Source organism: Qipengyuania zhejiangensis, assembly GCF_035607565.1.
Classification (GTDB): Bacteria; Pseudomonadota; Alphaproteobacteria; order Sphingomonadales; family Sphingomonadaceae; genus Qipengyuania; species Qipengyuania zhejiangensis.
On record NZ_JAYKGO010000003.1, the window covers coordinates 934,343 to 948,094 of the forward strand.

9 protein-coding genes are annotated in these 13,752 nt (G+C 65.0%); 6 read left to right on the plus strand and 3 right to left on the minus strand.

Features of this window, described 5'->3' with window-relative positions:
* Positions 1–146: 146 nt before the first annotated feature.
* Positions 147–4,853 carry an NAD-glutamate dehydrogenase domain-containing protein gene (locus tag VR863_RS12230; protein ID WP_434784989.1) on the plus strand — a complete coding sequence of 1,569 codons (4,707 nt, stop codon included), beginning with the start codon at positions 147–149 and terminating at the stop codon, positions 4,851–4,853.
* 56 nt (positions 4,854–4,909) lie between these two features.
* Positions 4,910–6,136, plus strand: coding sequence for an NAD(P)/FAD-dependent oxidoreductase (locus VR863_RS12235; RefSeq protein ID WP_324828749.1), 1,227 nt, complete (start codon positions 4,910–4,912; stop codon positions 6,134–6,136).
* Here the strand turns inward: VR863_RS12235 and queG are convergent.
* On the minus strand, positions 6,120–7,181 hold the full coding sequence (queG, locus tag VR863_RS12240) for a tRNA epoxyqueuosine(34) reductase QueG (protein WP_324828750.1): 1,062 nt from the start codon (positions 7,179–7,181) through the stop codon (positions 6,120–6,122). The two genes, VR863_RS12235 and queG, sit on opposite strands and share 17 nt — an antisense overlap.
* Positions 7,182–7,247: 66 nt before the next feature.
* Here queG and VR863_RS12245 point away from each other — a divergent pair, with 66 nt between their 5' ends.
* The 4 genes from VR863_RS12245 to msrB all read left to right on the plus strand — a co-directional run bounded on the left by VR863_RS12245 (position 7,248) and on the right by msrB (position 11,504).
* Complete coding sequence (locus VR863_RS12245) at positions 7,248–8,228, plus strand: ABC transporter ATP-binding protein (RefSeq protein WP_324828751.1); 981 nt, start codon at positions 7,248–7,250, stop codon at positions 8,226–8,228.
* Positions 8,225–9,436: an ABC transporter permease gene (locus VR863_RS12250; protein WP_324828752.1), complete on the plus strand. Its 1,212-nt coding sequence runs from the start codon at positions 8,225–8,227 to the stop codon at positions 9,434–9,436. Before VR863_RS12245 ends, VR863_RS12250 begins: the two co-directional genes overlap by 4 nt.
* A 151-nt stretch (positions 9,437–9,587) precedes the next feature.
* Complete coding sequence (locus VR863_RS12255) at positions 9,588–10,925, plus strand: cytochrome P450 (RefSeq protein WP_324828753.1); 1,338 nt, start codon at positions 9,588–9,590, stop codon at positions 10,923–10,925.
* An 81-nt stretch (positions 10,926–11,006) separates the two neighbouring features.
* On the plus strand, positions 11,007–11,504 hold the full coding sequence (gene msrB, locus VR863_RS12260; protein WP_324828754.1) for a peptide-methionine (R)-S-oxide reductase MsrB: 498 nt from the start codon (positions 11,007–11,009) through the stop codon (positions 11,502–11,504).
* Here the strand turns inward: msrB and VR863_RS12265 are convergent.
* Positions 11,470–13,317: a hypothetical protein gene (locus VR863_RS12265; protein ID WP_324828755.1), complete on the minus strand. Its 1,848-nt coding sequence runs from the start codon at positions 13,315–13,317 to the stop codon at positions 11,470–11,472. The genes msrB and VR863_RS12265 overlap by 35 nt on opposite strands.
* Complete coding sequence (locus VR863_RS12270) at positions 13,314–13,751, minus strand: GtrA family protein (protein WP_324828756.1); 438 nt, start codon at positions 13,749–13,751, stop codon at positions 13,314–13,316. The genes VR863_RS12265 and VR863_RS12270 overlap by 4 nt, the downstream gene beginning before the upstream one ends.
* Position 13,752 lies beyond the last annotated feature (1 nt).

Genomic DNA, 13,752 nt, shown 5'->3' on the forward strand with positions numbered 1-13,752 from the left:
CGCGGCGCATACGATTGCAGATGGCGCGATGCAGAGCCTTGCGGCGCCAGTCCAACAGGCCTAGGCGCGCCGTGTATGTCCATCTTCGCACGACTCGATAATTGCGCGATCAGGACATGATCATACGCCGAGAGAGATGAGGCCCCATGGGTTCGAAACGCGCCGAGACTGCCAAGCCGGTCAAGCTCCCCAAGAAACTTCTCGCCGATATCACGGAGCGGATGCGCCTGTCGCTGCTGCGCGGCGATACCCCGTTCGAGAAGGACAAGCTGGAGGAAGCCGCGCGTTTCCTCGCTGAAACGGCGTGGCAAAGGCAGTTCGGCAAATCGGCGATCACGGTCGAAAGCGCGAGCGACAACCGCCGCTTCACGCGCATAGCCATCGTCAACGACGACATGCCGTTCCTGGTCGATTCGGTCGCGGCCGCCATCGCATCGATGAACCTGTCGATCGATCGCCTCGTGCACCCCGTCATTCCGGTGGAACGCAAAAAGGATCACACGCTTTGTGCCATCCCCGAAGGCGATCCCGAGGACGCCTACTGGGAATCGGTGATCTACGTCGAAACCGCGCGCGTCGATGCCAAGACCCGCCGCACGCTCGAAGCCACGCTTCGCGAAGCGCTCGGCGATGTTCGCGCGGCGGTGGACGACTGGCCCAAGCTGCAGAAATCGATGGCCACCGATGCCCGGCGCATCGCAGACGACGACAGCGAAGGCGCCGCGCTTCTCGACTGGCTCAATTCCGGCATGTTGACCCAGTTGGGCCACGTGGTGCGCCGCCGTGACGGGACGCAGGAAAGGGCGCTCGGCATCTGCCGCAAGAGCGCCGCGGACCTCCTCGCCGCATCATCCTACGACCGGGCGTTCGCCTGGTTCGAAAACACCGCGAACACCCGCGTGCCGCTGATCATCAAGGCCAACCGGCTCAGCCATGTGCACCGCCGCGTCCCGCTCGACCTGCTGATCGTGCCGCTGCGTGAAGGCGGCGAACTGGTCGCCCTGTCGATTCACGCCGGCGTGTGGACCAGCGCCGCGCTGGCCGCGCCGCCCCGCAGCGTGCCCCGCCTGCGCCACCAGCTTGACGATCTGCGCCACCGCCACGGGTTCGACGAAACCGGCCATGCGGGCAAGGCGCTGGTCCATGCGCTGACCGCGCTGCCGCACGATCTGCTCATCGGCTTCCCCGAAGAAGATGTTGAACGCGTCGCCACCACGATGATGAGCCTGGTCGACCGGCCGCGCCCGCGCCTGGCGCTGGTGGAAGCACCGCTGGCCCGCCACCTGTTCGCGTTCGTGTGGTTGCCGCGCGATATGCTGGCCACCCAGGTCCGGCTGGAAATCCAGGCCCTGCTGGAACAGGGCGCTTCGGCACGATTGCTCGACTGGAGCCTGGAAGTCGAAGGCGGGAACCTGGCGATGCTGCGCTTCGTGCTCGATATCCGAGACGCCGACGCGGTGCCCGCCGAAGCCCAGCTCGAGGACCGCCTCCAGACGTTGCTGCGCGGGTGGACCGAAGCGGTCGAGGTCGAACTGGCAGAGATCGAGGAACCTTCGCGCGCCGCCGCGCTGGCGATGCGTTTTGCCGAATGCTTCCCGACCCAGTTTCGCGGCCGTTTCGGCGCACACGAGGCCGCGCTGGACATTGCCCGCCTGCACAATCTGGGCGCCCATCCCGAACACGAAGACGTCAAGCGCGGCGCGCGCATGTATTATTGCGAACGCGACATCCACGGCTGTCTGCGCCTCAAGCTGTACCAGTCCGAAGGCAGCCTGCCGCTGTCCGAAGGCGTGCCCGCGCTGGAGAATTTCGGCTTCCACGTGCAATCCGAAATGCCCACCGTGCTCGACGAAGGGCGGCTGGGCACGATCCACGATTTCCGCCTCGACCTGCGGCAGGATGCCGACCCGAAGGCGCTGGTCGACCGGGCCGGGGCGATCGAGGAAGCCATTGCCGCGGTGCTCAACGGCGAAGCGGAAAACGACAGCTTCAACCGGCTCGTCCCCGAAGCCAGCCTGTCGGCAAGCGAAGCCAACTGGCTGCGCGCGATCTATCGGTATTTGCGCCAGGTTGGCATGGGTTTCACCATCTATACCGTGGTCGATGCGCTGGCCGCGGCGCCCGATGTAACCCGCGCCCTGATCGCGCTGTTCACCGCGCGCCACGATCCCGATTACGGAAGCGGCCGCGACAAGGCGGTCGAGGATGCCCGCACCGCGATCAAGCGCGGCCTGCTGAAGGTCAAGGCGATCAACGACGATCGGCTGCTGCGCCTCTACAATTCGGTTATCGACGCGATCCTGCGGACCAACGCGTTCGCCCCCGCGGCGCACGAAGCGCTGGCATTCAAGATCGACAGCTCGAAAGTCCCGGGCCTGCCCAAGCCGATCCCGTTCCGCGAAATCTTCGTCTATTCGCGCCGGGTGGAAGGCATCCACCTGAGGTCCGGCCCCGTGGCGCGCGGCGGCCTGCGCTGGTCCGACCGGCGGGACGATTTCCGCACCGAAATCCTCGGCCTGATGAAGGCCCAGCGCGTGAAGAACGCGGTGATCGTGCCAACCGGCGCCAAGGGCGGGTTCTATCCCAAGCAACTGCCCAGCCCGGCGCTCGACCGCGAAGGTTGGGCTGCCGAAGGGCGGGCCAGCTACGAAATCTTCATCCGCACGCTGCTGTCGGTCACCGACAACATCGTGAACGACAAGGTCGTGCATCCCGCATCGGTGGTGATCACCGACGGCGAGGACCCGTATTTCGTGGTCGCCGCCGACAAGGGCACCGCGACCTTCTCCGACGTTGCCAACGCCATTGCGGAAAGCCGCAACTTCTGGCTCGACGATGCCTTCGCCAGCGGCGGCTCGAAGGGGTATGACCACAAGGCCATGGGCATCACCGCCAAGGGTGCGTGGGTTTCGGTCCAGCGCCACTTCCTCGAAATGGGCGTCGATGTTCAGAACGACCCGATCGAGGTGGTGGGCTGCGGCGACATGTCGGGCGACGTGTTCGGCAACGGGATGCTCCTGTCGAAGTCGATAAAACTGGTGGCGGCCTTCGACCACCGGCACATCTTCCTCGATCCGGATCCCGATCCGGCCGCCAGCTGGAAGGAACGCAAGCGCCTGTTCGACCTGCCCCGATCGAGCTGGGAAGATTACGACGCCGACCTGATTTCGCGTGGCGGCGGCGTGTTCCCGCGCGACGCCAAGATCATCAAGCTGTCGAAGGCAATGCAGGCCAAGCTGGCCGTTTCCGATGCCGAGATGGAGCCCGAAGCGCTTATCTCCGCCATCCTCAAGGCGCCGATCGATCTTGTCTGGTTTGGCGGCATCGGAACCTACGTCAAGGCCGGTCACGAGAACAACGTGCAGGTCGGCGACCCGGCCAACGATACGCTGCGTGTCGATGCACGCGACATGCGGGCAAAGGTTATCGGCGAAGGGGCAAACCTGGGCATCACCCAGGCTGGCCGCATCGAATTCGCGCAAAATGGCGGACGCAGCAACACCGATTTCATCGACAATTCGGCCGGCGTTGACTGTTCCGATAACGAAGTGAACATCAAGATCGCGCTGGCCGCTGCCAAGCGGGCGGGCAAGCTGTCCGAACCCAAGCGCGTGGCGTTGCTCGAATCGATGACCGATGACGTTGCCAGGATCGTGCTGGAAGATAACCGTCTGCAGGCGCTGGCGCTGTCCATCGCCGAAATCGGCGGACCGCGCGCCATGGCATCGCAGCGGCACCTGATCGAAACGCTGGAAGCGGGCGGCAATCTCGATCGCCGGACCGAAGGTCTGGCCGACGACCAGACGTTGCACCGGCGCGCCGCCGACGGCCAGGGCCTGACCCGGCCCGAACTCGCCGTTCTCCTGTCGTCGAGCAAGCTGGTGCTGCAGGACGCGATCGAACGTAGCGCGCTGGCCGACGATTCGCTCCTGGCCGACACGCTGTTCAACAGCTTCCCTGAACCCATGCGGGGCAAGTACAAGGCCCAGATCGCAGGCCACCGCCTGCGCCGCGAAATCGTTGCCACGAAACTCGCCAACCGTATCGTCAACCGCCTGGGCACGATCCATCCGTTCGAACTGGCGGAAGAAGAAGGGGTTGAACTGGCCGAAGTGGCCGCGGCTTTCGTGGCTGCGGAGAACCTGTTCCACCTGGGCGATCTGTGGGACGCGATCGACAGCACGGCGATGCCGGAATCGGCGCGCCTGCTGCTGTTCGACCGGTTGGCTGCGGCAGTCGGCAACCTGATGTCCGATGTGCTCCGCAGCGCGTCCGGCAAGGTCGAGCCGAGCGAGCTGGTGTCGGAACTGGGCAAGGGCGTGAAAATCCTGTCCGATGCCACCGACGAACTGCTTTCGCCCGAATCGCGGCTACAATCGGCGCGGCTCCAGGCTCATCTGGTCGAAGCGGGCGCGCCGGAAAAGCTCGCTGCACGGGTCACGCGCCTGTACGATCTCGATGGTTCGGTGGGTCTGGCCCGCCTGTCCCGCGACACCCAGATCGAACCCAAGGGCCTTACCCGCGCCTTCACCGAAATCGGTATCCGCCTGGGGATCGACTGGGCGCAATCGACCGCTGCGCTGATGAGCCCGTCGGACGTGTGGGAACGCCTGCTCGTGTCCGGGCTGGCGCGTGACTTCCAGCAAATGCGGATCGAACTGCTGAGGCGGCTCGCACGGCGCAAGGACGCGAAGAAGGACATGCCCGGAACGGTCGAGAAATGGGCCGAGGAACAGGGTATCGCGGTGCGCGCCTTTCGCGGCATGATCGGCCGCGCGCAGGCGCACACGCCGGTCGCACCGGCCATGCTCGCGCAGATAGCCAGCATGGCGCGCAACCTGCTTGGACGGTGACGCCAAATCGGCCGGGCGCTTGACCCCGGCCGATTTTAGCGCCAGCCAGCGCCACGATGGACCATTTCGACGTCGTCATAGTGGGTTCCGGGCATGGTGGTGCCCAGGCTGCGATTGCCCTGCGCCAGAATGGCCACGAGGATACGATCCTCATGGTCAGCCGCGACCGCAATCCACCCTACGAACGCCCTCCGCTTTCCAAGGAATATCTCGCCGGTGAAAAGCCGTTCGAGCGTATCCAGATCCGGCCGGAGAAATTCTGGGCCGACAAGAATGTCGAATTGCGGCTGGGGCGAAACGTCAACGAAGTGGACCCGGTGGCCCGCGAACTGTCGTTGTCCGACGACACCAGCGTCACCTATCGCAAGCTGATCTGGGCGGCTGGCGGCGATGCCCGTCGGCTGTCCTGCGCGGGCAGCGACCTTGACGGTATCCACTATATCCGCACCCGCCGCGATGTTGACGCCCTGAAGGCCGAACTGGCCGCAGGCGCACGGCGCGCCGTGATCGTGGGTGGCGGCTATATCGGGCTTGAAGCGGCGGCGGTGCTTCGCAAGCTGGGATGCGCGGTCACCGTGATCGAGATGCAGGACCGCGTGCTGGCACGGGTCGCGGGCGCGGAACTGTCCGATTTCTACGCCGCGCAGCACCGCGCCCACGGTGTCGACCTGAGGCTTTCCACCGGACTGGAGAAGGTTGAGGGTAAAGACGGGCGGGTAACCGGCGTCGTCACCGATTCCGGCGAAGCCATCGCCTGCGAGATCGTGATTGCAGGGATCGGTATCGTGCCATCGGTCGGCCCGCTGATCGCGGCGGGTGCGGCGGGGACGGCAGGCGTCGATGTCGACAGCTATTGCCGCACCACGCTCGACGATATCTATGCCATCGGCGACTGCGCGACCCATGCGAACCCCTATGCCGACAACGCCGTCATCCGCCTGGAATCGGTGCAGAACGCCAACGACATGGCGACGACCGCGGCCAAGGCGATCATGGGCGACAAGCAGGATTACCATGCCGTTCCGTGGTTCTGGTCAAACCAGTACGACCTCAGGCTGCAGACCGTGGGCATTTCGGCAGGCTACGATGCCACAGTGCTGCGCGGTGATCCGGCGGACGGGAAATTCAGCGTGATCTACCTCAAGGAAGGCCACGTCATCGCGCTCGATTGCGTCAACAACACCAAGGATTACGTCCAGGGCCGCAAGCTGGTGATGGATCGCGCCGAAATCGCGCCCGAATTGCTCGCCGACGTGGACGTTCCGCTCAAGCAGATGGGTTGAGGCGCGCCGCCGCCCAGCGCGCTGCGTCGGCCACGACCGGATCGGGATCGGCGCACAGCGGATCGACCTGCGCCAGCAGGCCCGCGTTGCCGCTGTTGCCCGCCGCATACAGGCAATTACGCACGAACCGCCCCCGGCCCACCCGCTTGATCGGCGATCCGGAAAAGAACTGGCGAAATCCGGCGTCGTCGAAGGCCAGGAATTCGGCGAGGTCGGGCGCGATCAGCTCGGAGCGCGGGGCAAGTTTGATGTGCCGATGCGCGATATCGGCAAACTTGTTCCACGGGCACACCGCCAGGCAATCGTCGCAGCCATAGATCCGGTTCCCCAGCGCGGGACGCAGTTCCTCGGGTATCGGGCCCTTGTGCTCGATCGTGAGGTAGGAAATGCAGCGCCGCGCATCGAGCCGGTAGGGCGCCGGGAAAGCATCGGTGGGGCAGGCGTCCTGGCACGCGCGGCACGACCCGCAATTGTCGCGCCCTTGCGCGTCGGGCGTGAACTCCAGGGTGGTGTAGATCGCGCCGAGGAACAGCCAGCTGCCATGGTTGCGGCTGACGAGATTGGTGTGCTTGCCCTGCCAGCCGATGCCCGCTGCCTGCCCCAGCGGCTTTTCCATGACCGGCGCGGTATCGACGAAGACTTTCAGTTCGCTGGCCGGTTCGCGTGCGACCATCCACCGCGCCAGAGCCTTCAGCGCCTTCTTCACGACATCGTGATAATCGCGGCCTTGGGCGTAGACGGAAACGCGGGCCTTGTCGGGAGAACCTTCCAGCGCCAGCGGGTCGCCGTCTGGCGCGTAGCTCATGCCGAGAGCGATGACGCTGCGCGCGTCGGGCCACAGGCCTTGCGGGCTGGCTCGCTGGTGCTTGCGCGCCTCCATCCATTCCATGTCGCCGTGGCGGCCTTCGCCAAGCCATTCTTCCAGCCGCTTCGCACGCACGGGATCGTGCCCGGCCGAGGCGAAACCGCAGGCGGCAAAACCCAGCCGTACAGCCTCCTCGCGCAAGGCGTCCTGCAATTCGCGTGTTGAGGCGGCGTTAACCAAGGTTGCGTGGGCTCCCGTTCACTGGCAGCGGTTACTGCCCTTCGCATGCTTACCGAGACAGGTGCCATGGCGCGACCCCCGATTGCAGATGCGAAACCCCTGGCCATCGAGGCCCGCGGGCTGGTGAAACGATTTGACGACACGCTGGCGGTCGACGGGGTCGACCTTTCCGTGCCCGAAGGTGCGATCTACGGCATTCTGGGTCCGAACGGTGCGGGCAAGACCACGACCTTGCGGATGCTGCTCGGCATCATCGACCCCGACGAAGGCGTGCGCCGCGTGTTCGGGCACGATCGGCCGCACGATGTTGCCAAGCTGATCGGATACCTGCCGGAAGAACGCGGCCTTTACCCGTCGATGAAGTGCGACGAAGCCATTGCCTTCATGGGCGCGCTGCGCGGGCTGCCGCTGGACGAAGGCAAGGTGCGCGGGCGCGAACTGCTCGAAAACCACGGGCTGGGTTACGCGATCGACCGGCAGATCCGCCAGCTTTCCAAGGGCATGGCCCAGACCGTCCAGCTGCTCGGCACGCTGGTCCACCGTCCGCGCCTGGTGGTGTTCGACGAACCGTTCAGCGGTCTCGACGCGATCAACCAGGGCAAGCTGGAAGTGATGATCCGCAATCTTGCCGCAGACGGCACCACGGTCATCTTCTCCACCCATGTCATCCATCACGCCGAACGCCTGTGCGACGAGGTGGCGATCATTGCCGGAGGGCGGGTGCCCTATGCCGGTTCGGTCGACGCGGCGCGCGACCGTATCGCGGCCCAGGTTCGCCTGGAAACGCGCGAAGCGGATGGCGAATGGCGGACGGCCCTGCCGGACGACGCGCGCCACGACAGCAAGGCTGGCGGCGGCCATTTCTGGTATTTCCCCGTTCCCGAAACCGGCGTCGAGGCGCTGCTGAAGCGGCTGATTGACGGCAAGGCCGGTATTCTGTCGCTTTCGATCGAACGGGCCGGACTGCACGATGCGTTCGTCGAAATCGCCGGCGAGGCGGCGGCCCGCGCCCTTGAAGAAGACAACGCGATGGAGGCCATCCGATGAGCGACAAGAGCCGTCTTTCGCTGTTCGAGGCCGCCCGCGTGGTGGCCCGTCGCGATTTCCACGCGATCCTGTTCAGCCGCGCGTTTTTCTTCTTCCTGCTCGGCCCCCTTTTCCCGCTGCTTATCGGCGGGCTCGCCGGTGGCATTGGCGGGCAGGTCCAGCGCGAAGCGGTGACCAACATGGTCGCGCTGGCCATGTCCGACAGCGACAGCGCAGCCATGCTTGCCGCGCGTGAACAGCTCGGCCCGCAGATGGGGTTTGCCCTTCCGGTCATGGCCAGAGAAACCAGCGCACGAGCGCCGGCGGAAATTCTCAAGCAGCCCGGCGCGAACTACGCGGCTGTGATTTCCGGCACGCTCGAGGCGCCCCGCGTGACCGCGCCTGCCGAACAGATCGAACGCTGGAAGGGGCCGGTCGCCATGATCGCCGCGACCGCGGTCGGATCTTCGCCCAGCGTTTTCCCCGAGGTGGAAAGCGAACCGGTGGCGACCAGCGCGGCCGCCGCGCGGACCGACCGCATCCGCACCGCGCAGGCGGGGCAGCTGCTGCTGTTCCTCCTGATGATGCTGCTGGCCGGGATGGTGCTGTCCAACCTGGTCGAAGAAAAAGCGAACAAGGTCATCGAGATCCTGGCCGCGGCTATCCCGATGGACGCCGTGTTCCTGGGCAAGCTGGTGGCGATGCTGGGCGTCAGCTTTGTGGGCATAACCGTCTGGGCGGTCTTCGGGGGCGCGATCGCCCTGCTTGCGGGCGAACAATTGCCGCAATTGCCCGAACCTGCGCTGGGTTGGCCAGCGTTCGTCGGGTTGGGCATAGCCTATTTCGCGATGGGGTATCTGCTGCTGGGGTCGCTGTTCCTGACCATCGGCGGGATGGCCGCGACGGTTCGCGAAGTGCAGACGCTGTCGATGCCCGTCACGATGATGCAATTGCTGGTGTTCTTCCTCGCCGCATCGTCGATCACCCGGCCCGGTTCCCCGCTGGAGTTGACGGCCGCGATCTTCCCGCTGTCGTCCCCCTTCGCCATGCTGGCACGCGCCGCCCAATCCGAAGCGCTTTGGCCGCACGCGCTGGCCCTCGCCTGGCAGGCGCTGTGCGTCGTCCTGTTCGTGCGAGTCGGCGCTCTGCTGTTCCGCCGACGGGTGATGAAATCGGGCAAGGGCGGCCGCGCGGCGAAAGGCAAAACGGCCACGGCTAAGCCCGCCTGATCCGTCGCGCCTGTGCAATCACGCAAAGCACGAACCTGCTAGTTGGGTGGCGATTTGCAACGCACTATTGACACACGTGTCAGTTAAGGCAGGATGCGAGCACAAAAGGAGGGCGGCCCCCGCGCGGGAGTCGCGCCACAAGGAGAGAGACATGGCCACAATCGCCCCGCAGCGCCCCGAATGCCGCACTTCGCCGACCGCTTACGAAGCGCTGACCAAGCACCTTGAAGAGCACCCCGAAGAGCGGCTGAACTTCACCAACAAGTGGGACGTCAGTCGCTCCGACATCTATTACAACAACACCTGGCACGCGATCTTTCGCGAGATGCGCGAAGCGGGACCGATGCACTACATCGATGAAAGCCCGTTCGGCCCTTACTGGGCGGTGGTCCAGCACAAGGCGATCCAGCATATCGAGGCGCTGCCCGAACTGTTTTCATCGAGCTGGGAACACGGCGGCATCACCATCCTCGAACGGCTCGATGACGAACAGCTGGCCGAACAGGGCCGCGAACGTTTCGAACTGCCCATGTTCATTGCGATGGACCGGCCCCAGCACACCGGCCAGCGGCGCACCGTTGCTCCGAAATTCACGCCGAGCGGCATGGCCGAGATGGAGGGCGAGATTCGCGCCCGCACGGGCGAATTGCTCGACACGCTGCCGCGCGGCGAAGTGTTCGACTGGGTCGACAAGGTATCCATCGAACTGACCACCGGAATGCTGGCGATCCTGTTCGGATTTCCGTGGGAAGACCGCCGCCTGCTGACCTACTGGTCCGACTGGTCGGGCGATACCGAACTGGCCACCGTGCGCGATCTGGACGAAATGCGTCAGGGCATCCTTCGCGAAATGGGCGCCTATTTCCAGTCGCTGTGGATCGAACGCACGATGGACAAGGAACCGGGCGACGATCTCATTTCGATGATGATCCATTCGCCTGCGATGAACCAGATGAGCCCGGAAGAATTCATGGGCAATCTGGTGCTGCTGATCGTCGGCGGGAACGACACCACGCGCAACACGATGAGCGGCATCATCCACGCGTTCGACAAGTTCCCCGACCAGCGCAAGCTGTTCGAACAGAACCCCGACCTGATCCCCAACGCGGTGCAGGAATGCCTGCGGATGCAGACCCCGCTGGCGCATATGCGCCGTACCTGCACCGAAGACACCGAACAGTTCGGCCAGAAGATCAAAAAGGGCGACAAGGTCGTCCTGTGGTATCTCTCGGCCAACCGGGACGAACAGGTTTTCGAAAACCCCGACAAGCTGGACATCACGCGCGAAAACGCGCGCCGGCATATTGCCTTTGGTTACGGCATCCACCGCTGCGTGGGCGCCCGCCTTGCCGAACTGCAATTGCGCGTCCTGCTCGAGGAAATGCACAAGCGCCGGATGCGCGTGCACGTCGCGGGCGATGTCGAACGGGTGCGGGCAAACTTCGTGCACGGCTTTCGCAAGATGGAAGTGGAAATCACCGAATTCTGACCGGGCGCGTACCTTTTCGCCCCCTTCAAGCGTAGGTTCAGGCGTGGGGCGTTATCGCTCCACGCCATGGACAGCACCGATATGACACAAACCCCACCCATGGACCGCCGCCGCCTGCTGGGCTGGATTGGCGCATCGGCAAGCTTTGCCGCGCTGTCCGCCTGCGGATCGGGCCGCGCGGAAGCGAAGGGCTTTCCGGTCTCGCTGACCGAAGCGCAGTGGCGCAAGAAGCTTACCAAGGCGGAATATTACGTGCTGCGCGATGCGGGCACCGAACGCCCCTATTCCTCCCCGCTGGACAAGGAAAAGCGGGCTGGCACCTTCACCTGTGCCGGGTGCGACAACGAATTGTACAGTTCGAAGGCCAAATACGATTCGGGCACCGGATGGCCCAGCTTCTGGAAAGCGTTACCCGGAGCGGTGGGCACCGATACCGATTTCAAGCTCGGCTATCCGCGAACCGAGGTTCACTGCGCCGATTGCGGCGGGCACCTGGGTCACATCTTCAACGATGGTCCGCGTCCGACCGGCAAACGGCACTGCATCAACGGCGCGGCGATGAACTTCCGGCCTGCCTGATCTGCGCCGGCAAGACGCGCCAGACTTGAAGCGTGCCCGGCGTTTCGATGGCGACCCGTTGCAGCCAGGGGAAATTTTTTCCCGCATCAAGCGCCGCCGCCAGGCCGTTCTCGTTCCGCTCGGCATACTTGTCGACCTCGCCATGATCGCGGCAAATGGCAACGTAGGCAACGCCCCGCTGGAGTAGCATCCGGTGCGCTGTTTCCGGATCGGCGGAATAGGCATCGATCGCAAACCGCATCCCCTTGTCGCCGCGATGGTGGCTGGTGGCCACGACTGTGCGATTCGTGCGGAAAACCAGACGCGACGACGTATCGATGAGCGCGAGCATCTCTCCCGGCGGAAGGGCGTTCAGCGCATCGGCTGTCGCATCGATACGGCAGGCTTCCGGACGCGCCAACGCGATCAGGCTCGGCTCCACCCCGACATCGTTCTTGCGCGCGGGTTCGTCACCGGGGGGACTGAGAAGACTGCCGACAACGCCTGGGGTCATTGGCGACAAAAGCAGCACCAGACCGGCGGTGCCGATAATCCGCACGATCGGCCGCTCGATGGCCCGCAACCGGGCGAGGGCGGAACCCAGAAAGAAGCCAAGCGGGATCGCGGCCAACGCCGAGGCAAGGACCGTAGCGCGGATCACCAGGCATCCCACCAGGATCGCGGCCACCAGCAGCAAGGTGTAATCGAGCCACCAGGTCCGCAGCCACGCCTGCGAACGCAGGTAAAGATGTACCGATGCCCCGAGGCCGATTACGGGAAGGAGCAACAAGCCCACGGCCCGGGACAGGTCGACCGTCCAGATAGCGGTGCCTTCGTTGACCCGGGTGAACCAGAATTCCTGGACCACGGGATCGACTTGCCCGAAGCCGCCCGCCACGCATGACGGCGCAGCGGCAAGGACAATCCCCACCGAAGCGGCACCGATTGCGCCAAGGCCTGCCACGATCACGAGCGGCGACAGGCGAGGACGGGCAAGAACCCGGATTGCACCCGCGCCGAAGATGAAGATCAGCACGTGGAAAGGCGAAACCGCGTCGCAATGCGGGGCAAGGTCGGTAAATCCGCGTGTCAGCAGGAACAGGGCGATAGACCCCAGCGCCAGCGCGTCCATGGTGTGGACCAGCCACCAGCGATCTTCCGCCCGCCTCAGCCAGCGCAGCGCCATGAGCGCGCAGAACACGGCCGCCATGGGCAGGCCTTCCAGCGAAATGGCCAGCCATCCGGACAGGGCAAGCCCGATGGCCCATCCGCCCTTTTTGGCCGAACGGCTCATCATTCCGTTCACCGCAAGCAGCGCGAGCACCACCTGCCAGGCGTGGTGATCGACCCGCATGGGTGAAAACTGGAATACCAGGTAGGTAGGCAGGGCAAGGCTCAGCGCCGTCAGTGTGGCCGCCTCTGCGCCGAGCAAGGTCCAGCTGACGCGGGCAGCCAGCAGCATGAGAAGGAACAACGAGATGGCAGGGACAGCAACGCCCGCGATGATTTCTGCCGCCTGCGCCCCAACAAGCGGGGTGAACGCCAGCATGACCGCCGCCAAAGGAATATCCACGAGGCGCGACCAATGCATCGGCACGCCGCCGTTCGCGGCATCGATCCGGTATTGGTGAACATCGAACCAGCCTTGCCCGCCGATCAGGTCGCGCACCTGCTGCATCCGCAAGAGATCGTCCGGCCCGATGAACGCGCCAATGCGAATGCCCGGCCAGTTGGCGAGGACCAGCAGCACCATGACGACGAACCAGACGGCCAGGGTGCGCAGGACAAGCCCTGCGGCCAGGCGATCCCGCCGGCGTTCGACCAGGACTGTCACCTGCCCGCTCCGCCGCGAAAGACGATGCGGCTGCGCATGATCCAGGTAATCAGGAAACTGGCGCCGATGGCCACCAGCTTGGCGATGCGCGCGTCAAGCCCCAGCGCTTCGCCCGCACCCACGATGGCGGCGGTCGTTGCCAGCCCGATGAGGGCGGATGCGATAAACAGCATTTTCTGGCGGTTCCGCGCAGCGCCGCGCGCCGCCACCCCGTCGGTGAACACCTTGCGGCTGGAGATTATCCAGTGGGCAAGTATACCCACGGCGTATCCGGCAGCCGAAGCGGGAACTGCGCCCACCCCAAGAGCCAGAAGGGCCAGAAACGACCCCATGTCGATCCCCAGCGCGATCGCGCTGGCGACGATATAGCGCAGGAAGCGGACGTCCCGCAGCCTGGCCAGGCGGCCGTGCGCATTCAGGCCGATCACGCTCATG